This is a genomic window from Oleidesulfovibrio alaskensis DSM 16109 (genome assembly GCF_000482745.1).
GTDB lineage: Bacteria > Desulfobacterota > Desulfovibrionia > Desulfovibrionales > Desulfovibrionaceae > Oleidesulfovibrio > Oleidesulfovibrio alaskensis.
This window is the reverse complement of sequence record NZ_AXWQ01000004.1, coordinates 467,766-491,587: the sequence shown is the minus strand read 5'-3', so window position 1 is coordinate 491,587 and position 23,822 is coordinate 467,766. Positions and strand designations below refer to the sequence as shown.

Annotated in this window: 21 protein-coding genes and 1 tRNA gene; 10 read left to right on the top strand and 12 right to left on the bottom strand. The window is 55.2% G+C overall.

What is annotated here, in order from left to right:
* Nucleotides 1-4 precede the first annotated feature (4 nt).
* On the bottom strand, nucleotides 5-1,105 hold the full coding sequence (locus H586_RS17865) for a phosphodiester glycosidase family protein (RefSeq protein ID WP_155891333.1): 1,101 nt from the start codon (nucleotides 1,103-1,105) through the stop codon (nucleotides 5-7).
* 89 nt (nucleotides 1,106-1,194) lie between these two features.
* Nucleotides 1,195-1,437 (bottom strand): hypothetical protein, encoded by a 243-nt coding sequence (locus tag H586_RS0102565; protein WP_011368377.1) that lies wholly within the window; start codon nucleotides 1,435-1,437, stop codon nucleotides 1,195-1,197.
* 318 nt (nucleotides 1,438-1,755) lie between these two features.
* Here H586_RS0102565 and H586_RS0102560 point away from each other — a divergent pair, with 318 nt between their 5' ends.
* On the top strand, nucleotides 1,756-2,634 hold the full coding sequence (locus H586_RS0102560) for a methylenetetrahydrofolate reductase (RefSeq protein WP_027181282.1): 879 nt from the start codon (nucleotides 1,756-1,758) through the stop codon (nucleotides 2,632-2,634).
* A 395-nt stretch (nucleotides 2,635-3,029) separates the two neighbouring features.
* On the opposite strand, the gene H586_RS0102550 is transcribed toward H586_RS0102560, so the two are convergent.
* Nucleotides 3,030-3,665, bottom strand: coding sequence for a nitroreductase family protein (locus tag H586_RS0102550; RefSeq protein WP_027181280.1), 636 nt, complete (start codon nucleotides 3,663-3,665; stop codon nucleotides 3,030-3,032).
* Between the two features lie 119 nt (nucleotides 3,666-3,784).
* Nucleotides 3,785-4,444: an HAD family hydrolase gene (locus tag H586_RS0102545; RefSeq protein WP_027181279.1), complete on the bottom strand. Its 660-nt coding sequence runs from the start codon at nucleotides 4,442-4,444 to the stop codon at nucleotides 3,785-3,787.
* Between the two features lie 97 nt (nucleotides 4,445-4,541).
* Here H586_RS0102545 and H586_RS0102540 point away from each other — a divergent pair, with 97 nt between their 5' ends.
* Entirely contained in the window at nucleotides 4,542-5,444 is a 903-nt protein-coding gene (locus H586_RS0102540; protein WP_027181278.1) for a carbohydrate kinase family protein, read from the top strand.
* Between the two features lie 278 nt (nucleotides 5,445-5,722).
* On the opposite strand, the gene H586_RS0102530 is transcribed toward H586_RS0102540, so the two are convergent.
* The 4 genes from H586_RS0102530 to H586_RS0102515 all read right to left on the bottom strand — a co-directional run bounded on the left by H586_RS0102530 (nucleotide 5,723) and on the right by H586_RS0102515 (nucleotide 10,015).
* On the bottom strand, nucleotides 5,723-6,394 hold the full coding sequence (locus H586_RS0102530) for a D-lyxose/D-mannose family sugar isomerase (RefSeq protein WP_011368372.1): 672 nt from the start codon (nucleotides 6,392-6,394) through the stop codon (nucleotides 5,723-5,725).
* A gap of 32 nt (nucleotides 6,395-6,426) precedes the next feature.
* A complete protein-coding gene (locus H586_RS0102525; RefSeq protein ID WP_011368371.1) occupies nucleotides 6,427-7,362 on the bottom strand; it encodes a YitT family protein in 936 nt (311 codons plus the stop codon).
* Between the two features lie 114 nt (nucleotides 7,363-7,476).
* The gene (locus H586_RS0102520; RefSeq protein ID WP_011368370.1) at nucleotides 7,477-7,698 is read right to left on the bottom strand and encodes a TraR/DksA family transcriptional regulator; all 222 of its coding nucleotides are present in this window, start codon (nucleotides 7,696-7,698) and stop codon (nucleotides 7,477-7,479) included.
* Nucleotides 7,699-7,798: 100 nt separating this feature from the next.
* On the bottom strand, nucleotides 7,799-10,015 hold the full coding sequence (locus tag H586_RS0102515) for a diguanylate cyclase (protein ID WP_162147939.1): 2,217 nt from the start codon (nucleotides 10,013-10,015) through the stop codon (nucleotides 7,799-7,801).
* A 510-nt stretch (nucleotides 10,016-10,525) separates the two neighbouring features.
* Here H586_RS0102515 and mtgA point away from each other — a divergent pair.
* A complete protein-coding gene (gene mtgA / locus H586_RS0102510; protein WP_011368368.1) occupies nucleotides 10,526-11,236 on the top strand; it encodes a monofunctional biosynthetic peptidoglycan transglycosylase in 711 nt (236 codons plus the stop codon).
* A 3-nt stretch (nucleotides 11,237-11,239) separates the two neighbouring features.
* Here mtgA and H586_RS0102505 read toward each other — a convergent pair whose 3' ends face one another.
* The gene (locus H586_RS0102505) at nucleotides 11,240-12,541 is read right to left on the bottom strand and encodes a DUF401 family protein (RefSeq protein WP_011368367.1); all 1,302 of its coding nucleotides are present in this window, start codon (nucleotides 12,539-12,541) and stop codon (nucleotides 11,240-11,242) included.
* Nucleotides 12,542-12,872: 331 nt separating this feature from the next.
* Here H586_RS0102505 and greA point away from each other — a divergent pair, with 331 nt between their 5' ends.
* The 4 genes from greA (at nucleotide 12,873) to H586_RS0102485 (ending at nucleotide 16,863) form a co-directional block, all read left to right on the top strand.
* Nucleotides 12,873-13,364: a transcription elongation factor GreA gene (greA, locus tag H586_RS0102500; RefSeq protein WP_011368366.1), complete on the top strand. Its 492-nt coding sequence runs from the start codon at nucleotides 12,873-12,875 to the stop codon at nucleotides 13,362-13,364.
* A 397-nt stretch (nucleotides 13,365-13,761) separates the two neighbouring features.
* On the top strand, nucleotides 13,762-14,550 hold the full coding sequence (locus tag H586_RS19820; protein WP_081701744.1) for a THxN family PEP-CTERM protein: 789 nt from the start codon (nucleotides 13,762-13,764) through the stop codon (nucleotides 14,548-14,550).
* 273 nt (nucleotides 14,551-14,823) lie between these two features.
* Nucleotides 14,824-15,615: a THxN family PEP-CTERM protein gene (locus tag H586_RS19815; protein WP_011368364.1), complete on the top strand. Its 792-nt coding sequence runs from the start codon at nucleotides 14,824-14,826 to the stop codon at nucleotides 15,613-15,615.
* 468 nt (nucleotides 15,616-16,083) lie between these two features.
* Entirely contained in the window at nucleotides 16,084-16,863 is a 780-nt protein-coding gene (locus H586_RS0102485) for a THxN family PEP-CTERM protein (protein ID WP_011368363.1), read from the top strand.
* Nucleotides 16,864-17,092: 229 nt separating this feature from the next.
* On the opposite strand, the gene H586_RS0102475 is transcribed toward H586_RS0102485, so the two are convergent.
* A complete protein-coding gene (locus tag H586_RS0102475; protein WP_027181275.1) occupies nucleotides 17,093-18,838 on the bottom strand; it encodes a SulP family inorganic anion transporter in 1,746 nt (581 codons plus the stop codon).
* Nucleotides 18,839-19,920: 1,082 nt separating this feature from the next.
* Between H586_RS0102475 and H586_RS0102470 the strand changes: the two genes are divergently transcribed.
* On the top strand, nucleotides 19,921-20,430 hold the full coding sequence (locus H586_RS0102470; protein WP_011368361.1) for a DUF2179 domain-containing protein: 510 nt from the start codon (nucleotides 19,921-19,923) through the stop codon (nucleotides 20,428-20,430).
* Nucleotides 20,431-20,497: 67 nt separating this feature from the next.
* Here H586_RS0102470 and H586_RS0102465 read toward each other — a convergent pair whose 3' ends face one another.
* Complete coding sequence (locus H586_RS0102465; RefSeq protein WP_027181274.1) at nucleotides 20,498-21,343, bottom strand: DUF169 domain-containing protein; 846 nt, start codon at nucleotides 21,341-21,343, stop codon at nucleotides 20,498-20,500.
* A gap of 115 nt (nucleotides 21,344-21,458) precedes the next feature.
* Here H586_RS0102465 and H586_RS0102460 point away from each other — a divergent pair, with 115 nt between their 5' ends.
* Nucleotides 21,459-22,355 (top strand): LysR family transcriptional regulator, encoded by an 897-nt coding sequence (locus tag H586_RS0102460; protein ID WP_034618416.1) that lies wholly within the window; start codon nucleotides 21,459-21,461, stop codon nucleotides 22,353-22,355.
* A gap of 153 nt (nucleotides 22,356-22,508) precedes the next feature.
* Here H586_RS0102460 and H586_RS0102455 read toward each other — a convergent pair.
* Nucleotides 22,509-22,595, bottom strand: a tRNA-Leu gene (locus tag H586_RS0102455).
* A gap of 371 nt (nucleotides 22,596-22,966) precedes the next feature.
* Here H586_RS0102455 and H586_RS0102450 point away from each other — a divergent pair.
* The gene (locus tag H586_RS0102450) at nucleotides 22,967-23,653 is read left to right on the top strand and encodes a DUF554 domain-containing protein (RefSeq protein WP_011368348.1); all 687 of its coding nucleotides are present in this window, start codon (nucleotides 22,967-22,969) and stop codon (nucleotides 23,651-23,653) included.
* Nucleotides 23,654-23,822 lie beyond the last annotated feature (169 nt).

The window sequence follows — 23,822 nt, the reverse complement described above, 5'->3', positions numbered from 1 at the left end:
TATGTCAGCGGGAGCGGGAAGTGGCTGCGGGGCGCAGTTGTGCACTGCGTTTGCGTATGCCGATGATGTTGGGCAGCGGCCATTGTCCGGTGGCGGAATACCAGAAACTGCTGCCTGCACGGCCGACCCAGCTGCGGGTCAGGGCCGGGGTACTCAGGTGCAGTGCTGCCTGCGCGCCGCCTTCCACATACATGGTGGCCCCCAGTGAAGGACAGATATTCAGAAGATATTCGGAAAGTTCGCGTACCGTGGTCTGCGCCCGGCTGTGAATGAACAGAATGCGTCCCTGTGTATCCTTGCCGATGGCGGCAATGCTGAAGCTGTCCCCCTCTTCCGGCCAGAGAGGTTTTCTGTCGGCGCTTATCATCCGGAAATTCTGTACAACGCTGCGGTAGCGCGGCAGCAGGGTCTGCCAGTCGTCGGCGTATCTGTCGAGCACATCCGCAGCGGGAAGTTGCTGATTGTCACTGCCCGCATCATTCGGGGTATTCCGCGCTGCGGTGGTATGTGCGGCGGCAGGCGCATACGGGTCAGGCTGTGTCCCGCCTGCGGGGGGCTGCCCGTCGCTTGCCGCAGCATGCGGGGGTAGAGGGGAGAACACCAGAAAAGAGCCGAACCGCTGGTTTATGCGGCTGTTGTTGGCGGCGGTGCCGTTGCGCATGTATCCTGTGCTTGTGGAACCGTCCGGCAGAAACATGCTGGCATTGATTACGGCATCAAGGTTGTACAGCGCCGCCCATTCAGAAGGTGTCTGCGGCGGTCCCCCCTGTTCCGATATGGTGTACAGCTGCAGACTATAGTGGCGGGGGTCGATGCGCAGCAGGGCCACTGTACCGCTTGTGTCGCGGAAAACAGCAGAGGATTCCGCCAGTTCCAGTCCCTGCGCTACTGAAATCCAATGCAGAGGGGTGCCGGTTGTGCCGTTGGTAGCCATCCGGCTGATGTTGCTGCCCGCAGTGGCGTTTCCGGACGCGCAGGCTCCGGCAGGTACGAAAAAAACCGCACAAAGCAGTACGGCCAGCCGGAGCAGCAGGTGCTTTCCGGCCGGGGGGCTGTCTTTATGCGGTGATGCGGCCCTGCGGCGGGGGAGTTGAAAACGCGGCATGTTGTCTCCGGAAATGCCATGCACCATAGGGCAAAGCGCTGCCGGAAGCAATGGCGCCGGATACAGAGAGGTGTGCAGCCGGCTGCGGCTCAGCCGAAGTGCTTGCGCACAAAGCTGATGTACAGCCCGTAGGCAACAGCCAGATACGGGGCGGCCATCCACATGGACTGAATGTAACCTGTACAGAACGCTACGGTGATGAGCGTATAGGGCAGTATCCATGCCAGAATAATGCGCAGCACCTGACCGGCCGCACCGCGCGGGGGACACAGAAAGCCTATGGCAGCAAGCACCGCCGCAACCAGAAGAACAGACCATTGCCACCAGAACATAGATTTTCTCCGTGATTAATCTGAAAAAAACGCGCCGCATCAGGGGCGCCATGCGCCTTGCACGGCGTGCGGGGTGGCGTTACCCTGTACGGGGCAACACGCGCCGCCTATGTGCTTTGCGCTGTTTCAGCTACGCTGATGTGGCATGATTGTCCACCCTGCGCGGGGGTAAAGTAAATATTACAATAGGTCGATATTGACATATAAGGCTATCTTGATATATCGTTCGTTCATGAGGGACGCACTATGCATCCCGCCGGCGTAACGTGGCAGCATACAACAGCAACGGCGCATCTGCGCAGTAACAAGGATTCAGACGTGAAAATCAAAGACCTGATCGGACAGCATGACGGCCCGTTTTATTCTCTGGAATATTTTCCTCCGAAAAATCCGGAGATGTGGCCGAAATTTTTTGCCAACGTCGGCAGGCTGATGGCTCTGAACCCTGTGTTCTGCTCCGTGACTTATGGCGCGGGCGGGGGCACGCAGGACAACACGTTCGAGATTACCCGCCGGTTCAAGCAGGACCTTGATCTGGAACCCATGCCGCACCTGACCTGCGTGGGCGCCACCAAAGATAAGATACGCGGCTTTGTCAGTCAGCTGAGAGATATCGGCGTGGACAATGTGCTTGCCCTGCGCGGAGATGCTCCGGCTGATGCCGGTTTCAGCTGGGACGACGGCGAGTTCAGACATGCTTCCGACCTTGTGGAGTTTGTGAACGCCGAGTTTCCGGAAATGTGTGTGGGTGTTGCCGGATATCCCACCGCGCATCCGGAGTCTGCCAGCTTTGCAGAGGATCTGCACTGGACAAAGGCGAAAATTGACGCGGGCAGCGATTTCATTGTCTGCCAGCTGCTGTTTGATGTACGCGAATATTTTCATTTTGTGGCCCAGTTGCGGGCCATGGGGGTGACCAGTCCTGTTCTGCCCGGTATTCTGCCTATCCAGTCTCTCGAGTCGGTGAGGCGTATTCTTTCGTTGTGCGGAGCCAATATTCCCGGCAGATTTTATCTGCAGCTGGAAGAGGCCGACGCCAAGGGCGGGGCGGCCGCCGTGAAAGAACTGGGCACAAAGTTCGCCGCGGATATGATCCGGCGGCTGGTGGACGGCGGGGCACCCGGTGTGCACCTGTATACACTGAATCAGGCGGAAACCTGCCTGCGTATAGCCGAAATGGCAGGCCCGTTGCGATAAAACATGCTTTGTGCCGCTGTTCCTTTGTTCCTTCAGCGGGCTGTTCTGGTACAGCTGAAATGAAATCCGGTTCCGTTTTTAAAACGGAGCCGGATTTTTTGTGCTCTGCTGACAGGGGCATGTGCAGGCGCTGCACATGGGCCCGCTGCCGGAACCGCGCGCCGGATGAACGTCCGGCGGGGCGAAGAAAAAAGGGGCTGTCCGGCTCAGTTGCCTCCTGCGGGCGGTGCTGTCCGGCCCTGTCGGCCGCTGTGTGCGCAGCGGAAGCACAAAAACGGGCCGGATATTTTCCGGCCCGGATATTTCTCCGACTTCGATTTTTTTCCGGTTGGGCATTTTTCCGGCCCGCACCGGTTGCAGTAGGGTGTTTACGGGGGCTTCAGCTACCGCAGTTATCAGTCGCCGAAGCTGACCACGATATCTTCGTAGCTTTTGCGCCATTTGGGGGGCAGCAGGGTCTTGCTGCTGTCAAAGTGGCCTACGCACAACAGCAGGGGAATCCAGAACCTGTCAGGTATATTGAACGCACTGCGGACCCCGTCGTGGTCGAAACCGTCCATGGGGTGTGTGTCCAGTCCTTCATCGGCAGCGGCGTACATCAGTGACATGGCAAAGAATCCTGCATTCTTCAGGGCGAACGCCTGTGCTGTTTCTTCATTTTTACCGTACAGTCCCTTGCAGGCGTTGATGAACCAGTTGTGCTGTTCCGGCTTCATACCGCCAGCGGCAACCATTTCTTTAAAGTTGCGTTCCACCACGGGGTGCCCTTCCTGCCAGCCGTTGCGGTCGCCCAGTATGGCCAGCACCACGGGGGCTTCAGAAACCTTGGGCTGATCCATGGACAGCTTGCGCAGCGTGTGTTTGTCGGCAGAATCCCGGAAAATCATGACATTCCAGGGTTGCAGGTTGAAGCTGGAAGGCGTCAGCGCTGCTTTTTCTATGATGCGTCGTATCTGGGCGTCGCTGACTTCGGCTTCAGGATCAAAAAAGTTTACAGAGCGGCGTTTTGCAAGAATATCGGTAAAGTTCATAAGCGTCTCCTTATGGTGCCGCCGGTGACGGCCCTGTATGGCGCATTTTATACGGTTAGCTGTCAGTGTAACGCACCGGCGGCCTGATGAACAGAGGGCAGGTGAATTTTCTGGGCTTCTCAGCCGCAGCGGCAGCTTTTGTTTTCCAGCAGGGGAATGATCTCGTCGAGAGAAGAGACCGTGATGTCTGCTGATGACAGGTCCTGAAAGGGGGCATCGGGCACGCAGAGTCCGATGCAGCGCATGCCGGCAGAACGCGCGGCGGCAACGCCTGTGGCGGCATCTTCGATGACAAGGCAGTCTGCGGGCAGTACGCGGAGCAGACGGGCGGCTTTCAGAAATATATCCGGCCACGGTTTGCTGCGTTCTGCATCACTTCCTGTCACTACCGCCCGGAAAAAGTCGCGCACTCCCAGCTTGCCCAGTACCGCATCAACTGTTTCGCGCTGATTGGATGATGCCACGGCCAGCGGCTTGTCTCTGGCCTGCAGATAGTCCAGCAGGGGCAGCAGTCCGGAGCGCGGGACTGCTTTTTCCAGCGCTTGGGCAAGATACCGGCGGCCCTGTTCCTCCGCCAGTTCCTGCGGATTCTGCGGCAGGCCGTGTCTGGCACACAGCTGTTCCCATGTGGCAAGGGGAGAAATGCCTACAAAAGCGAGATGTTCTGCCCTGGTCATTTTGAATCCCAGTTCGGCAGCCATATTGTCCTGCACCTGCATGTGCATGGGTTCGGAATCAAGCAGGACACCGTCCATATCGAAAATAACCGCCTGAGGCATGGGTGCTCCTTGGGGCTGAGAGTATTGATGATACTGACCCTATCGCATATTCTGCGCATGCGGCAAGAGACCGTTATGCCGAGGGAGGAGACCGACAATGCGCAGACCGCTTGGCGTGGGACTGGGAGAAGTGCTGTGGGATATGCTGCCCGACGGGCCGCAGCTGGGGGGGGCTCCGGCTAATTTTGCCTATCATTTTAATGCACTGGGCGGGCAGGGTATGATTGTCTCGCGCGTGGGCGATGATGATGCGGGGCGCAGGGCGTGCCGTCTGCTTGCGGAACAGGGGCTGGATGTAAGCCGTATCAGCGTTGACCCGCTGCATCCCACCGGACGTGTGGATGTTCTGCTTTCCGCACAGGGGACGGCTTCATATGTTTTTCCCGATGATGTGGCATGGGATTTTCTGCCTGCCGCCCGCGCTGAGGACACTCTGGCAGGCGGGGCCGCATGTATCTGCTTCGGCACGCTGTGTCAGCGCACTCCGGCCGGACGTGCGGCTGTCCGGTCGTTTCTGCAGGCGGCTGATGCTGCTGTGCTGCGGGTGTTTGACTGTAACCTGAGGCAGAATTTTTACAGCCCTGAAGTGGTGCAGGATTCATTGCAGCTGGCTGATGTGTTTAAGCTTAATGAAGAAGAACTGGACGTGCTGGCCCCTGCTCTGGGCGTGGCGGATGTGCTGCGCGATGCAGCTGCGCGCCGTGCGGCGCTGCATGCTCTGGTGACCCGTTTCGGGCTGCAGGCCGCGGCGCTGACCCTCGGTGCACAGGGCAGCGTGCTGATGACCGGCGAAAGTTGCCACGAGCATGCCGGCGAAATGGTGGAGGTGGCGGATACCGTGGGGGCGGGAGACGCCTTTACCGCCGCGCTGGCGCTGGGATGGCTGTGCGGCCTGCCGCCGGAGCAGATACATGCCCGTGCAGCCAGTGTGGCCGCGTATGTGTGCGGTGCGCACGGGGCCATGCCGCCGATGCCTGCAGCATTGCGTCTGCTGCCCTGATAATTTTCCGCGCCTTTTCTGCCCTATACGTAAAAAATAAGCCTGCCCGCCGCAGGCTGCCTGCTCTCCACACGCCGGAGCATCGGGCGGCCCGCACTGTGCCCGCGCAGCGGAAGATGCAAAGGGGTGCTTTTTCGCCGGTCGCTGCGGCTTTGGCATGCATTACGCTGCGTCTGCTTTTTATCCGGCGGAGATGCGGATAAAAAAGGCCGCTCTCTTGCGGGAGCGGCCTGTGACGACGGGCAGTACATGAGGTTCTGCAGGGCTGTAAATGCAGGCTACACCCATGCGGGATAGTCGGTTACCAGCAGGTGCACAGGCTCCTCATCTTCTTCTATCTGCGGAAAACGCGGCATGCTGTGCAGAAAACGGTTATCGGTGTTGTCATCGTTGACCGAACTCACTTCACCCACCAGCACTTTGCCGCGCCCCTGCTGACCGTAAAACCGGTGGTACATGCCCTGCGGCAGAAAGATTGATTCACCCGGTTCAAGGATGACAGTGCCCCCTGCCGGAACAGTCTGCGGAATGCCGTCGATGAGTACAGTGACCGGGGTATCGGCAAGCTGTTCGTCCTTGTCGGAGTTGTACAGTTCGATAACCAGATTGCCTCCGCCGCGGTTGATGATATCTTCTGTCTTGGACCAGTGAAAATGCATGGGGCAGACTTGTCCTTCGCGGACCACCATGATTTTTTCGGCATAGCGCTTGGGATGTCCCGCTGCATGGTTACCGTTGCGGATGGTGAAAAGAATCAGTCCTTTTTTTTCAAAGTCGCCGGCACCATAGTCGGTTATGTCCCAGCCCAGCATGTTCTGCACCACTTCCAGCCCGCCTTTGCCTTTCCATTCCGCGGGCTTCCATCCGGCCCAGCGGGGCAGGCGGAACCCCAGAGCGTCAAAGAATATTTTGGTATCTTTTATCAGAGCGTTGATTTCACTGCGTTTCATGCTCAACTCCGTATTGGTCGTCAGGATTGCGGCTAGTAGCGTTTGCGCTGGCCGAATCCGGTTCCGATTACCGAAAACGTGTTTTCCACGATGAACAACGCGTTCGGGTCGGTTGTGAAAACTATTTCTTCAAGTTTTTTCAGCTGGATGTTGTTTATCACGCTCATCAGAACATTGCGTTCTGTGCGGGTGTAGGCGCCGTACCCTTTGAGTATGGTTGCCCCGCGGTGCAGTTCTTTCATTATGCGGTTGGAGATGGCTTCAGCGTCCTGCGAAATGATGAAGACAACCTTGCGCTGGTTGAAAAGCGACAGCGTGTATTCCACCGTGGCCGATGTGATGAAAACCATGATGATGGATGCCACCACCACATCGGGATTCATATACGTGGCCGTGATGAGGTACAGCACAAGGTTGTAGGCAAACGACGTCTTGCCCACGCCGATATTATACTTCTGCATCAGGTGGATGGATACGATGTCCATGCCGCCGTTGGACCCCACCGAGCGCAGCACTATGCCGGCACCGAAACCGCTGAGCGCACCCGCGGCCACGGCTGCATACAGCTGGTTATGAATGGGAATGGTGAAGTTTGTCAGCGAAAACAGTACCGATGTGAGTACTGTTGCGTACAGGCTGTACAGCACAAAACGCTTGCTGATTTTGAAATACCCGAAAAGAAAAATGGGAATATTCAGAAGCAGGTTGAGCGTACCTGTGTCCAGCCATCCCGTTTTGTAATAGATAAGCGAAGCAAAGCCGAAAACCCCGCCCGGTACAAATTGCTGAGGCGTGGCCAGACTTTTGAGAGAAACCGCAAAAATACAGGAACCTGCTGTGATGAGCAGCAGGTTCCATACAACCGAATAGAAAAAATCTCTGTTACGCATAAGCCTTGTCAGGATGCCTGGTCGCACATGGTGCGAACGTTTGCTGAGCATTGTTCCCCGCTGTGTGCCAAAATCCATGATAACGGACTTCAGAATATTGGCAATACAGGAAATGCAATGATCGGGCAAGGCGCTTTTAAAAACAGAGCATTCTGAAAAGCCTCAGGGCGCAGCGGTATTGTCGTCTGTGAATCAGTTATTTTCCATTTCCTGCTGACAATCGCGGCACAGGCTGCAGTTGGGCAGGGCATTGATACGTGCGGCAGGAATTTCTTCTCCGCACTCGCGGCAGTGAGGACGGCCGTCGATCCATTCCGGACCGGGACCGCCGGACAGTCTGCTGCGGGCCATGGAAATGGCGGCTTCACGCTCCCGCGTTTCCAGATCGCTGGCCTGATCGAACATATCGGGCATGTGGTTCTCCTTGGCATATCCGGGGGGATATCAATTTAAAAAAAGCCTAGCATCATATTACAGCGCCAACGTCAAGATAAAAGTGCAGTGCGGGCTGCGTTCATCTCTGAAATTCGACTCTGTTTCTTCCGTTTTCCTTGGCACGGTACAGGGCTGCATCGGCGGCAGCAATGAATGCATCCAGCGATGCCGTTTCCGGCGCCAGCACGGTTACGCCCAGACTGACGGTAATGCCGGGACTGGCTCCTTCGCCGTCCATCAGCACCGAACTCTGTTCCACGGCCTGCCGCAGCCTTTCCGCTGTATGCATTGCCCCCTCGGCATCTGTTTCGGGCATGAAGACAATGAACTCTTCGCCCCCCAGCCGGCCCAGCGTATCGCTCTGGCGCAGGCCGGCCGAAAGCGTGGCCGTGACCCCCCGCAGCACGGCATCACCCGCCACGTGTCCGTATGTGTCATTGATCTGTTTAAAGTGGTCTATGTCTATCATGAGGCATGCCAGCGGGCGTCCGAAGCGCCGTGAACGGGCCACTTCGGCTTTGCCGATGTCCAGCACGCGGCGTCGGTTGAATATGCCTGTCAACTCGTCCGTGGATGCCTGTTCATGTAGCCTGCGCTCGTGTGCCTTCTGCCTGCTGATGTCACGTGCGGTTACATAGATGCGCCGGTGCTGCATGTCGGGCAGCACGTTCCACGAAAGCCAAATCCAGCTGCCTTCTTTTTTTAAAAAACGGCCTTCATGCGCCCGTACGGGAATGCCTTTCATCAGCAAAGCAAAATTTTCCGCAGCCTTGGGTACATCATCGGGGTGCACATAATCGAAACAGGGCGGCAGGCGCAGCTCTTCAGCGGTCCAGCCCAGCATGTTTTCCCATGCCGGATTGGCTTCAAGTATGTTGCCTTCAACATCCGTGATGGCCAGCAGGTCTATGGAGTTGCGGAACAGCATGTCGCGTTCCATCATGGCCTGCCGCCGCGCTGTTACATCGGTGGTGGTGCCTACCAGACGGGCGGGTTTCCCTTCGCGGTCGTGGCTTATGACGGCTCCGCGTTCCAGCACCCAGATGACAGCCCCGTCGGCGCGCACCGCACGGTGCTCTGTCTGAAAGTAAGGGACACCGCCCCGCAGATGCTCCTGCAGGTGGGCTGTCACCTCTTCTTTGTCGGCGCGGTGAATGCGCGATGACCATTCTTCGGGCGATGACAGCTGCTGGTCGGTTTCAAGTCCCATTATTTCTTTCCAGCGGCGAGAATAGTAAACTCTGCCGTCCGGTATGTTCCAGTCCCACAGCCCGTCCTGATTGCCGGTAAGAGCCATCTGCAGGCGCTCTTCATTTTCCCGCACTTTGGCAAGCCCCGACCGGTAGATGATGAGTGTGCTTGCCAGCACCAGCCCCACCAGAAACAGTACCCCCGCGGCGATGCGCCAGCGGGCCTGACGCTGCATTACCTCGTTGACGGTATCGCCCGATACGGCCAGACAGACCTTGAGCCTGCGTCCTGCGAAATCGACCGTGTCCCACGCCAGCAGCATCTGCTGGGCTTTGCTGTTTTCCGTGTCGGGAAAGTCAAAGATGCCGCTGCCGGATCTGGCTGCCAGCACTTCCCGGAAAACATGCATCCGTTCCGGTGCGTTTTCATAGATATGGGTAAATATGTTTTTGCCGATGTTGTTGCTGTCAGGGTCGAAAAGCAGTGTGCCGTCATCCGCCAGCAGGTAGCCTTGCCCTATGTTGTCCACATGCAGGTCGGCCACATACCGCTTGATTATCCGTGTCAGGCTGACAACCGTGGCAGACATGCCCAGCAGCTTTTTGCCGTCCGAAAAAGGATAAAGCAGTCCTGCAAGCTGGTGTTCGGGGGTGATGTGCAGGGGAGCTTTGAGCAGGTTGCCGGCCAGTTGTTCGGGGGCGTTGCTCCAGTTTTGCGTTATCCATTCCTGCGCGTATGCCGCGGCTTCCATGGAAAGCGGGACGGAAGCCAGCTCCACGCTTTTAAGGCTGTGCGGGGTATCCATAAGAACATAGGCAAGGATGTTCGGCTGTCTTGTGATGTGCGCGCTGAGCAGCTTTGCCTGATATGTGGCACCGTAGTCGATGGCAAAGCGGGCATGCCCAGCAAGTGATGCGCCGGATGCGGAAATCATGTCCAGCTGGTCTTCTATGGCGTTGGTTGCCACGCGCACCTGCAGAGCCTGCTGCCGGCTGAACTGCGCAGCGTATTCCGAGGCGGTGGTGAAATCGAACCCCGCCATGGCTGCCACAAAGGCGATGAGGCTGACCAGCCCCATGATTACCGGAAAAAAGTGTTTTTTCATAAAAAATAGCCGCATCTGGAATGGAAGCAGTGCTGTCATGATACTAGCCGTGTGCCGGCTTCCGGAAAATGATTAGTTTCCGGCACAAGTAAGCGCTGTTTTTCGTTTGTGAACTATAACAGGGCTTGAATGTGTGAAAATGAAAAAAAATGAAAGTTTGACTTTCTTTTTTGTTGCTTTGGTGTGTTGATATGCCATATAACGAAAGCGTGACAGCCGGATTGTGAAGCAACTGTGCCGGCTGCGCTTCCGCCTTGTCCGGACAGCGCAGCCCGACGCGATCCTGTCATCCATATTACCGGCAGCGCGGATCCTCCTCCGGTGCTGCAACGCGCATCCTGAGTGTCATAATCCCGGTCACGAAGGTGCCGCAGAAAAGCCCCGTCCTCAACCGGGGCTTTTTTTTGCGTCCGGATGGCTGATGGTGGCGTATATTCAAAACTATGCTATACTACAGGGAAAGTACGCTACGCCGTGTGCGTGTGCAACGCCTTTTATGCAGGAGCGTGTATGGGTGATGCGGGGGTGACAGTTCGCCGTGTGCTGAAAACGTTTGTGCTGGCTGCGCTGGTGGTGCTGCCGGTGATGGCCGCCGATGTGCTGCGTTTCGCTTTCTGGCCGGATGTTGCCGTGCTGAAAAAAGAAAATCCCGCAGCAACCGAATACATGAGGTTCAGAGAGTCGCTGGCGGAGCGTCCGGTTCCCAAGCTGCGGTGGGTACCTCTGGGGCAGATTTCTCCGTGGCTGGTACGGGCTGTGACCATAGCCGAAGATGACCGCTTCTGGGATCATGAGGGGTTTGATACGGAAGGCATGCGTCAGGCTTTTCTGCGCAACCTGCGGGAGGGGCGGCTTGCCGCGGGGGGCAGCTCCATTTCTCAGCAGCTTGCCAAAAATCTGTATCTGTCACCCGACAGAACCCTGAGCCGCAAGCTGAAAGAAGCCCTGCTTACATGGCGGCTTGAAGCCACGCTGTCAAAACGGCGTATACTGGAAATTTACCTGAATGTCATAGAATGGGGCGACGGCATCTACGGAATCAATGCGGCTTCACGACATTTTTTCGGTGTCGAACCGGCGGCGCTCTCACCGGCGCAAAGCGCCCGTCTGGCATCAGTGCTTCCGGCGCCGCGGCGGTATTCTCCGGTTTCGGATTCCGGTTATGTCACAGCCAAAAGCAGAGTCATCCTGCGGCGCATGCAGCGGCGTTCGTGGCGCTGAGGTTCAGGGCTTGAGCCATAAAAGCAGCAGGCCATGGTATACAAGTCCGCTGCAGAACAGCAGCAGGCAGGGCAGTGCCACATGGCGCCACGCTTTGCTCAGGGTGCAGTGAAAATACTGGCACGTGAGCACAAAGCAGACATGCAGCGGCGTTGCCATGATGCCGGTGAATCCGGAAAATATGGCCAGCATGACATAGGCTGTCAGAGAATCCTGCAGACCGGCCTGAACGGCCAGTGACACGATAAGAGGAAATGTGGCCCCCACATAGGCCATGGTAATGCCCGATACCGCCCCGACAATAAAAGGCATGAAAATACAGCTTACCGTAAGGGCTGTGCGTCCGCCTGCCAGCTGTGCCAGCTGATGTACCGCCCCTGTGGTGTTCAGCATCTCCTTGAAAACAAATATGGCGGCAATGACGAGCACCATCTGCCACAGATGTCTGTGGCGCAGCGATGCCGCCAGAATACCGGCGCTGCCTTTATTCTGTACGGCTGCAGTCAGTATGCCTGCAGCCAGTGCGGCAATGACGCCTGATTCAAAAGGAATGCCCTGCGCTGAAAAAGCCAGTACCGTTTCAAGCAGCACAGAACCGCCGATGGCCACCAGCAAAGGCAGCCCCTGACGCAGAACCGCTTTCGGCGTGCTTGCCGTCACGGTACTGTCTGTCTGCACCGTGGCAGGCGGAAGAGAAAGTACCGCCGGTCTCAGCATGAAAAACCATCCTGCGGCCAGCATGATTGCCATGCCCGGCAAACCGAAGGCGCAGATGGTGGTTATGGGAATGCCCGAGAGCGATGCCGCCAGAATGATGCCCGGATACAGCGGCCACCATGTTTCCCATACATGCCGGTACCAGTAGTTGAGCGCAGCCAGCGTGTCTTTTGAAACCTGCATGCGGCTGGCCACGGCACCTATCATGGGGGCCGAAAAAACAGCACCGCCCGGCATGGGCAGCAGTCCTATAAGCATGGGGAAGAAAACCAGCCGCAGGCGCGGGTTTTTCAGATAGCCGGACAGCGCATCCATAAGACGCAGGGTCTGGCCTGATTTTTCCAGAACATCGCTGAGCAGCAGGATAAGCAGCACTATGGCCGCCAGCATGAGGGTCTGCGGGCTGGTCAGCCCCGTGAATACCGTGGGCAGCCACATATCAGGAGCCAGACCGAAAAACAGCCCTACGGCGGCACCGCCGCTGATAATGGAAAGTCCCAGATTCACCCTGAAGCGGATGGCGAGCAGCATGATGATGAAAGCGGCAGCCAGCTTGATAAGCGGCAATAACGAGTCCGGGCCGGTCACGGCGGTTTGCCTCATGTGTGGAAGGTCAGCGGCGCGGCTCCGGGCCGCTGCACGCAGGCGTGTTGCAAAAAGCGACGGTTACGGCTGTGACGTAACATGAATCATATGCCCTGAACAGCCATGAATTGCCTGCGCAAACAGGAAAAACGGTTTACTGTTAGAGGAAATATTTTGCGAACGGGGCTTGACCTCCGGTGAACTCTGTTCTACCCCTCAGGTTGCCAACACCTGTTTCGGACAGTGTCGAACAGCCTCGCGACCCATGGGCCGCGTGGCGTTTTTTCTTATTGTCGTTGGCAAAAAACTATCGAGAAATGTCAAGGAATCAAACATGAGCAGCATCCCGATTTCAGTTGAAGGCTTTGAACTGGTTAAACGAGATCTTGAAAGGCTGAAGCAGGAACGTCCCGCAGTGATTCAGGCCATCAAGGAAGCACGCGAAGAAGGCGACCTGAGCGAAAACGCAGGCTATGATGCCGCCCGTGAGCGTCAGGGCATGCTTGAAGCGCGTATCGGCAACATCGAATCCCGCATGGCCCGCTTCAATGTCATTGATATGAGAACGCTTGGCGGCGAGCGTGTGACCTATGGTGCCACCATAGAGCTGGAAGACCTCGAAACCGGTGAAATGCGGGTGTATACTCTGGTGGGTCCCGACGAGACTGACTATGTGAAAGGCAGCATCTCGGTTCTTTCTCCTGTTGCCAAAGCTGTTCTGGGCAAAGAGGAAGGCGACGAAGTTGTGGTGGACGCCCCGAGAGGAAAAATACATTACGAAATCGTTTCTGTAAGCTTCAACGGCCCTGTCATCACCCTCGAATAGTTTTACAGGCCAGTCTGGATGTGCTCCTGTCGGCGCCACCGGGCGGCCAGTACCTCCGGTGACACCAGACAGCCAAGACAAGCTCTGTAAGCCCCTGCCGTTTTTGCGGCGGGGGCTTTTTGTTTTTGCTGCGGGTACAGGCAGGGCAGTGTCAGGTATTTTTACTGGTGTAATTATAATCGACAGCTGTCTTTATCTTCTCAGTTTGTTATCAGTCTGTAATGTAAGGGCTATTTTATATTATAAGATGTGTCGTTTTTTTTTACATTTTTTTGTTCTTTGCCGATTCCAATGTTAACATGTTGTTTTAATTTTGTATTGTCGATTTGGAACCGCTATTGCTTCTGTTATATCGAAGGCTTGGTAGCGTTAGAGTACAGGGTAACAGGAGTGAATCATGAAAACTGTCTGTCGGATTGCAATGGTGCTTGTTGTGACGCTTATCTTTGTTTCGTCAGCATCGGCCGGGGTGGTAACTTCCTGGCAGTATTCTTATGATGCCGGTTTTGTGGACTGGACATGGGCACAGTCCGGAGACTCCGGCGGGGTGAAGGGACCGGTCAATCTGAACGGCGAGACCGGCTACCATACCCTCTGGTGGGGCTCCAGCCTGCTTCCCTTGTTTCAGTCCCGCATTGAACTCAACGCACCTGTTTCCGGTGTGGTGAACACAGGCGGTGCGCCTGCCGCAGCCATGACCATGACGCACTACAACAGATGGACAACAAGCGCGCTTGTCTCCGGCACGGTGAAAGCCGTACTTGAACTTCAGGCGCTGGAGCCTGTGGCGGGTGAGCCTGCAACGCTTTCCACCGAACTTGATTTCAGCTTTTATGAAAAGTCCATATTTGAAGGAATGAGCCGCGATGTGTTTATTTTGAACAATCCGCAGGTCACCTTTGAAGGTTTTGAGTATGACGGTGAGTGGTACACGCTGGACTTCGGCGGGAGCTTCGGCGTTATTCCGGAATATTACATTCAGCGGATCGGGCTGGATACGGGACTTACATATTATGGATGGGTTACCTCGGAATTTGACAGTACCGTGGTGGACACCAGCTTTTCAATTTCGCATGTGATGCCCCAGCCCGCGCATGCTCCGGAGCCCGCAACAATGGGGCTTATGGGACTGGGTATGCTGGCCATGGGCGGATACGCTCTGTGGCAGCGCCGCAAAAAAAGCTGAGTTGCTGCAAGTGCTGAATCTGCCAAGCGGTCCGCCTGCGGGCCGCTTTTTTTGTGCACAAAATCCGGAATGAGTGTCTGCTCCTGTCGGGGGTGATGTCGGTAGTTATAACTGGTGTCGGATTTATTTACAGTTAAAATACAGTCAATCATGGGTAGGGTTTTGCCTAACATGTTAGATTAGATTGTGTTAGATTGCATGGAACGCTGTTTGCTTAACCAGTGTGCCTCTACCGAGGAAAGAACTCATTACTATTTGTGTAAGGAAGCTGTTATGCACACTCGTATTGTTACAATAACTGGTATTCTTGTTTTCAATCTTCTTTTTGCGGCCGTTGCTTCTGCTGCCGTGGTTACTTCGTGGGGCTACACCTACAACGCCGGTTTTACCGACTGGAAAATGTCCGACCGCTGGACCAGACCTTCTAAGTGGGGAAAAACCTGGATAGATGGCGAGAAGGCCTACAAGAATCTGTACTGGGGCGATAACTGGAACGGCTGGAGCGGAATCTCGCTGGACAGCGGAACCAGCGGTATTGTGCACACCAACGGTGATGCCGCGCATGCCATGTCCATGACGCACAGCAACTCGCCCACTTACGGCGGGTCGCTGGTATCCGGTACCGTCAAGGCCATGCTCGAACTGAGAGCTCTTGATCCGTACCATGGCTCAGAAATAGCGTTGTCCACGGCTCTGGAATTTGCATTTTATGAGACCCCCAATAACGGGCTGCTTACTGATGACGTGTTCATTCTGACCAACCCCGGGGTGACCACCGAAGGCTTCGAATACGGCGGAGAGTGGTACACGCTTGATTTCGGCAGCAGTTACGGTGTCATCCCCGAGTCCTACATCGAAGCTCTGGGGCTGGACACATCCATCACGTACTACGGCTGGCTGACTCCTGAAAATGCAGACACTACGGTGGACACCAGCTTTACCATCACGCATCGGCCGCAACCCACACCTGCGCCGGAGCCTGCAACGCTCGGGCTCATGGGGCTGGGGCTGGTGGCTCTTGGCGTGTATTCCCGTATGAAAAGAAATGTTGCGAAGCGTTCCTGATGAACCTGTCGCACCGCATACCGGCAGGCTCTGATGGCAGAGCCTGCCTTTTTTTATGCTGCTGCCATGTGCGCGAAACCATGGAGATACACCGGTACAATGCGGTGTGCGTTTGATGCCGTTTTTTCCGGAACAGCAGGCGTTATGTGTGGTGACAGGCGGGGGCAGTGCTGTAAGAAGCCCGTAAGGCCGGTGCAGGCTGTAACGCGCGTACTTTTTCCCGCAGGCGGTGCCGGGCTGTCACCGCCACTGCCTGACCAACAAGTCTCAGGTATTGCCCGGCTGTCAATTTGTGGTATAATGCATGCGAAGGTGTCGAAAAGTATTACAGTTTCCGATGGGTTTTCCGATGTAGTACATAGTGGTAACCTGTTGACGCTATATGGAAAAAATATACAGGCACGGCGATTGCTTGTCAGATATGCCGCCTGCAACGGGTGGCTACTAAAAGCTGGGGGGAATCAGCTCATGAAAATTCGTGCTCTTTTTGCGTGCGCCGTCTTTGCGGCGGGTATTCTTGTGGCATCTGCTGCGTCTGCAGCTGTGGTCAACAGCTGGCAATACTCATACCATATCGGTTTCACCGACTGGGAAATGTCCGGCCGTAACGGAAACGTGGGTTACTGGGGGCGCCAGAAGATTGATGGTGAAAGAGCCTACACAGATCTCAGCTGGGGTTCTTGGGAAAAGCGCAGCAGCATCAAACTGACAAGTTATACATGGGGAAATGTTGATACTGATGGTGATGCTGCCTATGCAACCACCATGACCCATACCAACATGCCCGTGACAACTGATACTCTGACCTCCGGCAGGGTGAAAGCCGAACTGGCTCTGTGGGCTCTGGATCCGTATTATGGAGAGAAAAAAGCTCTTACCACCTTTCTTGAATTTGACTTTTACGAAACACCTAACAACGGCGGACTTACCAGCGATGTGTTCATCCTGACCAATCCCGGGGTGACAACAGAAGGGTTTGAATACGACGGTGAGTGGTATACGCTGGATTTCAGCAGCAGCTACGGCATCATACCCGATTCGTATGTCGAAGCACTGAAGCTGGACAAAAGCATAACCTACTATGGCTGGCTTACACCGGAAAATTCTAAAACCTCCGTGGATTCGTATTTTTCCATCAGCCATCGTCAGCAACCCACTCCTGCGCCCGAACCTGCCACTCTGGGCCTCATGGGTATGGGCATACTTGCTCTCGGGGTTTATTCCCGCATGAAAAAGAAAAACGCGTAACATTATTCAGCGCGTATATCGGACAGCAAACGGCAGGCTCTGGAAACAGGGCCTGCTTTTTTTGCGCAGTGCATTCCCGCCGGAAAAATGCTGTTGTGCTTGCGGGCGGGCATCCTGCAGGCGTGCCGGAGGTCTTATGCCGGCGAGTGCAGTGCACAGAGATATGCTGCCGGATGCCGCGGGGCGGACTGTAATAATAAAGCGCCCCCTAAGGAGCGCTTTATTATTGTCAGGAAAGGGAAGAAGCGGTGCGGCCGGATGAGCTGTGGCGGTCCGGCTGCCTGCGTGTCCTGTCATGTGTGCCGGTGATGGCGCGTGCCCGTTCAAGGGCTGCGTTTATGTCCGGCATAATGTTGCGGCGGCCGATAATGTCCAGTGTTCCGAGCCGCTGTAATTCCTGCAGCGGGGCCTTGCGCAGGCCGGAAAGCAGCAGCACTGTTCCGTTGGCTTTGCAGCGGGCATGCAGCAGTTCCAGAGCGTTGATGGCCGTGGAGTCTACTGTGGGCACTTTGCGCAGGCGCAATATAAAGACGGCCGGTGATTTTTCCATGATATCAAGAACGCTTTTAAACCTATCAGCCACACCGAAGAAGAATGGCCCGTCAATTTCATAGATGCGCACCCCCTGCGGGACATCACTTACGGGTTCTTCTTCAGCCCATGTCTCGGCGGCAGGCTCGCCATCTGATTCGCGGATGCGCGTGACTTTGCTCATGCGCTGCATGAAGAGCAAAGAAGCCAGAACAACTCCCACATTGACGGCCACGGTAAGGTCGACGGCCACTGTAAGTCCGAATGTAAGGCACATGACCAGCACATCAGGCTTCGGGGCGCGCAGCAGGCGCATGAATTTGTGAATTTCGCTCATGTCCCACGCCACCACAACAAGTACGGCGGCGAGGCATGCCAGCGGAATGTACCCCGCGGCCGGAGCCAGCAGCAGTACAAACAGTACCAGTACCGCAGAGTGAATCATGCCCGAGACAGGCGAGAAAGCGCCCGATCTGATGTTTGTGGCTGTTCTGGCAATGGCGCCTGTGGCGGGAATGCCGCCGAAAAGTGCGGATGCGATGTTTGCCGTGCCCTGTGCTACCAGTTCAGTGTTGGCGTTGTGCCGGCTGCCTGTCATGCCGTCGGCCACCACGCACGACAACAACGATTCAATGCCGGCCAGCAGTGCCACGGTAAGCGCGTCGGGCAGCAGTATGCGTACTTGCGCCCATGAAAAGTCGGGCAGGGCAAATGACGGCAGTGTCTGCGGTATGCCGCCGAATCTGCTGCCGATTGTTTCCACAGGCGCGCCGCACGCGGCTGCTAGCACTGATACGGCTGCCACGGCCGCAACCGGAGCGGGAATGCGGGGAACAAACTGCCGTACGCCGATGATGATACCCAGCGTCAGCAGGGCGGCAGCTGCGGTTACCGGATCAATGGCACCAGCATGTCCGAAGTATGCCTGCCATTTTCCGATAAAGTCCGGGGGTATCACATCAAGCCGCATGCCCAGAAAATCGTTTATCTGTGATGAAAATATGAGCAGTGCGATGCCTGCGGTAAAGCCGGTGGTCACAGGATAGGGAATGAATGTGATCAGGGTTCCGAGTCGCAACACACCGAAAATAATAAGGATGATTCCGGCCATTATGGTGGTCAGCAGCAGGCCGTCAAAACCGTGTCTGGAGATGATGTTGAAAATGATGACGACAAACGCACCCGTGGGGCCGCCTATCTGATAGCGGCTGCCGCCCAGCGCAGAGATAAGAAAGCCTGCGACGATGGCGGTAAAAAGTCCTTTTTCGGGCGTGGTGCCGGAAGCGATGGCAAACGCCATGGCCAGCGGCAGGGCGACTATGCCCACGGTGGCACCGGAGCCGAGGTCGCGCAGGAAGTTCTGGCGGGAATATCCCTGACGGAGAACAGAAATGGCCTTGGGCAGGAACCCTTCCCTGTCCGAGGCCACATTTTGAGAATGCATTTAAGGCCTCCTGAAATGATATGCGATGAACGCAGAGGCTGGCATGTCTACTCCTCTTTTTATGTTGTGGCAATAGTGGGACAAGTTTTTAAAGTTTTGATGTTCAAGGTGAAGACTCTTTTTTTGATTGTGATTTTTTTAACGTACGGTTTCTTGTCGTGGAGTGTGGCTTCATAATACTGAGGGAGATTTTGTTTTTGGTGTGCATTTGCATACATAAGTTCTTTTAGATTCGTTATGATATGGTTTTAGGTTGTTGTACATGTGTTGTATGGTAAGAATTGTGCAAAGTGCATTGTATTGACGCTTTGTTGCTGTTGTTGTGTACTGCCTGTTGTGGTCGTGGAACGTTTTTATTTCGGGCATGAAAAAGGGGGCAGTCAGGGCAGATGAGGCGCAAACTGCCATTACGTGCTGAACAGGTTTGGTGATGAGAGTCTGGCATGGTTGTGCCGCATGGCGGGACATGCGCTGCACTCAGAGGGGCGGTTTTGTACGGGCCGGACCGGATTCAGACATTGTGCTGTTTGTGCGGGTAGCATGCCCGGCTGGAGGACAGTACCATGGAGAAGGAGATGACGGTGGTTATGGCTGTGTGCTTTATGGATGGCGGGCACTTATGCATTGCAGATGATTAACGCAAAGTCTTGGTTGTATCATTTGTATGACATGTTCTGCTTTGCAAAAAGACTGGCAGCATATGATAAAACGATATGTAGTCATTAGGGTGTTTCTGTTGATTTGATATCGATATATAATATGAAAAATATCTTGCTAGCTTTCATAAAAAATAATCAACACACACTTTTTTTGTTTTTAAAAGTGATTCACGATGGTGACAGTTTCAGACGTTCAAGGAATGTTACACAGAGTTTTATACCGGTTTCGGGATAAAACATTGCGCGGTGTTGCCATGATTGTTGCCTGATGATATCATGCAGATTAAGTCTTTTGCCCGCGAAAAGACTTCTCGTCTTTTTCCTTTTTGTTTTTCTATGTACATTGCAGAGCGTTATGCATTCCGGCTGCATTTCAGGCAGCGGGGTTTTGTGCGGCCGAGAATGCAGGCAGAAGGAGTGAATATGATTACCGCAGCAAGTCTGCTGACTGCGCTGGCTGTTTTCATCGCACGTCTGTGCGATGTATGTCTGGGCACCATCAGACATGTAATGATTATACGCGGCCGCCGTCTGCTGGCGTTCAGCGTGGCGTTTTTCGAAGCCGTTATCTGGGTGTATGCCGTTTCACGCGTCATCGGTGCGGTCAGCGATCCGGTGACATCTCTGGCGTTTGCCTTGGGGTTTGCGTCGGGAACTTATGCAGGCATCACGCTGGAGGGGGTGTTTAAGATTGGCGAACAGGTGGTGCGCGTGTTTACACGCGAAGGTGGGCCGGTTGCCTGCACGCTGCGCGATGCCGGTTTTCGCGTGACGGTTTTTGACGGACAGGGGCGGGATGGTGTTGTAAATCTGCTGTTTGTGCAGGTGCGCAGACGTCAGGCCGGGGAAGTGGCCCGCATTGCCCGCAATGTGGACCCTGAATGTTATATGGTGGTTGATGATATAAGAAAAACCTATACCGTGGGCGGTTGATGCAGGCCTGCACCACTGTGGTGCAGGCCTGCACGGATATAGCGCGTTTGCGGGCAAGACCCGTGTTCTACTCTTCTTCGCCCCATGCTTTTGCACTGCGGGCTACTTTTTTGCGGACGTTTTTCCAGTCTGTCTCATGGGTAAACATGGACTCCGGAAGCGCAGCCAGCATCTTTTCGTATAAGCTCAGCGGAACGGTGAATGTCAGCTCATCTGTTTTCATAAATTTTCGTGCTGAAGGATCAAATCCGCCGATGACTGCTTTTTCGATGCCTTTTTCTTTATAGTACAAGGGCCATCCGAGTATGTTGGTGCAGCCTGCGCCGAAAGGTGAGGCCACGCAATCCATATCGCCTGTGGTGAAAACAGTCTGTGTGAACAGGCCGGTCAGCACTTCAGGGCGGGCAAAGAATATGATGAACTCAGGTTTTTCTTGAGCACTGAACAGCGACAGCGGTTTGAATATGCAGTAGCGGGCAGGAGCTTTGCGTGGTGCCACACGAAGAATGAAGTTGCGCATGGCGTCGGGGTCGGGCATATACCGCTCCCCCTGCAGCGGGGTGCCTTCAAACCCCGTGGAAACATAGTGCTCAATGAACCGCAGATGAGGCTGAAGCATGGCGCAGTAATACACTCCGCCCGGACAGCCGTACTCTGTCTGCGAGATGAAAGCCGCGCCGTGCTTTTTTCTGGCCAGCCATATGCTGCCCATGACACAGGTGAACGACTTCATAACTTCCCGCATATCCAGCTTTCCGCTTTCTTCCAGTTCGCGCGAAATGGGAACACCCGTTTTAGGGCCGAACGCATTCTCCGGCTTATCATCAGAGTAATATACTCCCAGAGGCTCTTCATTCAGACCGAGATGTTCCATGAAGGTGGCTGTGCCGTCGAGTACCGGTTGCATCGTCATATCGTCTCCTTGTTTTATTGTGAAAGTTGGCTCCGGAGATGATTGCTTTTCAGTATGCCCTTTCATACCATGCTCATGGATAAAATAAACAACGCTTGCAGAAAACTCTTTTCCGATGGTGGGCATAATAGTGCAGGACTTTTTGAACGACGTGCCGTTGCTGGTGGAAGTGGCCCGGCAGAAAAGTTTTTCCAAGGCAGCTGAGGCGCTGGGTATAGGTGTTTCCACGCTTTCAAGGCGTATCAAATTGCTGGAAAAGCGTATGGGGGTTCTGCTTTTTTACCGCGATACGCGTAATGTCGAATTGACGGACAACGGTGCGTACCTGCTGGACCGCTGCGGTTTTGTGCTGGAAGAAGTGCAGAAGGCGTATGATTCTGTGGTGCTGAATATGCAAAAGCCTTCCGGACTGGTGCGGGTATGCATGTTTCTTGATCTTTACGACGGACTGCTTAAAAAAGTGCTTCTTGATTTTGCAGCCAGATGGCCGGACATCAGTCTTGAGCTGACGTTTCAGGACCATCCCGTGGATATGCGCACCGCCCCCTTTGATGTGGCTTTTGTTACCGGAAACGCCATTGCGCCTGCTCTGGTCACACGCAAGCTGCTGACCATAGAACCTTTTCTGTATGCCTCGCCTTTATTGCTTGAACGCTATCCGATGCCCCGCGACCCCGACGACCTGCATCGCATGCCCTGCATTGTGCTGCAGCGTTTCGGCGGGCGGTGGCCCATGCACAATGGCAGCCGGCAGGTGACTGTGGATGTTGTGCCCCGATACAGTTTCAGCTCTGTAGAGATGTGCCGCGATTTTCTGCTGGCCGGTCACGGAGTGGCCCTGCTGCGTAAAGAGCGCGCCCGGCCGGATGAAAAGGCGGGGCGGCTTGTACGCCTGCTTCCCGACTGGAGCGGCGGGTTTGTTCATGATGTGAATCTGGTGATGGGATCAAGACAGCTCCCCATGCGGGTGCGCCTGTTTGTCGACCACGTACTGGCGCAGTTTGCGCCATAGCCGCTGACAGCCGGCAGATATGTCTGCCGGATCTGCAGTTGATGTGACTGTCTTCCATAAAAATGCGGGGCAAAATGGCAATGTTGCTGTTTTACTCCGTGGAACAGAAAAAGGCACCTACAGTTTTTGACTGTAAGTGCCTTATTTCATTTCTGGTACCGGGAGCGAGACTCGAACTCGCAAGGTGTTGCCACCGGCGGATTTTGAGTCCGCTGCGTCTACCAATTCCACCATCCCGGCAAATGCGAGACGGTTCTAATAGGATGGAGAGCATGCAGCTGTCAATAACCGGATGGTAAAAAAGGCAGGGAACGCGTGTTGTATGTGATTCGGTTTCAGGGCCGGAGACGCGGCTCGCGCTGTGGAAAGGATAAGAATAACATGTTGTTGTCTTATAGCTGTGCAAAAGGTGATATAAAACCGAAACGGTGCGGCATCAGACCGGGGCCGGTTTGTTTGCCGCATGGCTTGTCGTGGAAAGGGCTTCTGCGGTTGTCCGCCGCGGCTGCAGGGATTTCCTGTTTATTTCCCCGATGGTTTGCGCTATCAGAACTCGTTGATTCTGCATGCGGGCAGGCTGAATGTGCCATTTTTAACTGCGGGGGCTCGACGTGGTTTTTCCTACTGGTTCGCTGGTTAACCTTATTGCCATAGTGCTGGGCAGCTGCGCCGGCATGCTGCTGGGAAACCGTCTGCCCGAGAGGGTGCGGTACATTGTTTTCTGTGGTCTGGGGCTGGCGACGCTGGTTATCGGCATGCAGATGGCGCTGAAAACCCAGAACCCTCTGATTCTGGTGTTCAGTATTCTTCTGGGTGGCATCACGGGAGAACTGCTTCAGATTGAACGGGGACTGAACAGTCTGGGCGAGCGTCTTAAAAAGCGCCTGAAATCAAACAATTTACGTTTTGTTGACGGGTTTGTTTCTGCCACGCTGCTTTTTGTCATCGGCTCCATGGCCATACTGGGGCCGTTTGACGAGGCACTGCGCGGAGACCGGACACTGCTGTACACCAAGTCCATTCTGGATTGCTTTGCCTCTGTACCGCTGGCGGCCAGTTTCGGTTCCGGCGTTTTATTTTCCGCCGTTCCCGTTTTTCTTTATCAGGGGGCGCTCACCCTGTTTGCGGGTGTGCTCCAGCCCATGCTCACTCCGGCAATGATGAATGAGATTATTGCAACCGGGGGCCTGATGATTCTGGGCATTGCGCTGGGTCTTCTGGACGTCAAGCGCATCCCTCTTTCCAACCTGTTGCCCTCGCTGGTTTACGCAGGCGTTCTTTCCTACTTTTTCATGTAGCGCCGCTGGTGCGGCGGCTGAACTTTCTGCTATGCTCACGGGCGCGCGTATTGCGCGCCCGTGTCTTTCTGCGCGCTGTACAGTTTTTTGCGTGCCGTCCGATGCGGTGCACCGGCACGGGACAGGCCGGAGTCCCTGTGGTGCGGGCTTTTGATGGCGGACACAAATA